This is a genomic window from Oleiphilus sp. HI0061 (assembly GCF_001635675.1).
In genome coordinates, this window is sequence record NZ_LWFE01001700.1 from 1 (window position 1) to 562 (window position 562).

General features: G+C 47.9%; 1 pseudogene. It reads left to right on the forward strand.

Annotation, left to right across the window (positions count from 1 at the left end):
* A pseudogene (locus tag A3735_RS31475) lies at nt 1-562 on the forward strand (IS21 family transposase); the annotation flags it as partial.

Consider the following 562-nt stretch of genomic DNA (forward strand, 5'->3'; position numbering starts at 1 on the left):
GATACTGGCTCGACTACGACATCAAACCTTCTTCACGCTGGCAGATCTAAATCAGACTATTAAGGTCTTGCTAGATGACCTTAACCGCCGTGCCTTTAAGAAACTACCGGGTTCCCGCTTAAGTCAATTTGAAGCCTTGGATAAGCCAGCGCTTAAATCGCTTCCCGCGAAGCATTATGAGTATGTCGAGTTCAAACTTGCACGCGTTAATATCGACTACCACATAGAGTTCGACAAGCATTATTACTCAGTACCTCATCATCTGGTGAAGTCTCAAGTAGAAGCCCAAGCAAGCCAAGATAGCGTTGCTATTTTCTTCAAAGGAAAACAGGTTGCACGACATGCTAGGAGCTTGCGCCAAGGGGGTTTTACCACCAATGCTCACCACATGCCTGAGCCCCATCGAAAGCACCAAGCCTGGACGCCGGAGAGACTGATCTCTTGGGGCGCTCGAATCGGGCCTGCAACGCAATCCATCGTACTAAACCTACTCGAACAAAAGAAGGTACCCGAACAAGCTTATCGAGTCTGCTTGGGTTTACTGAATCTGGCAAAACAATAC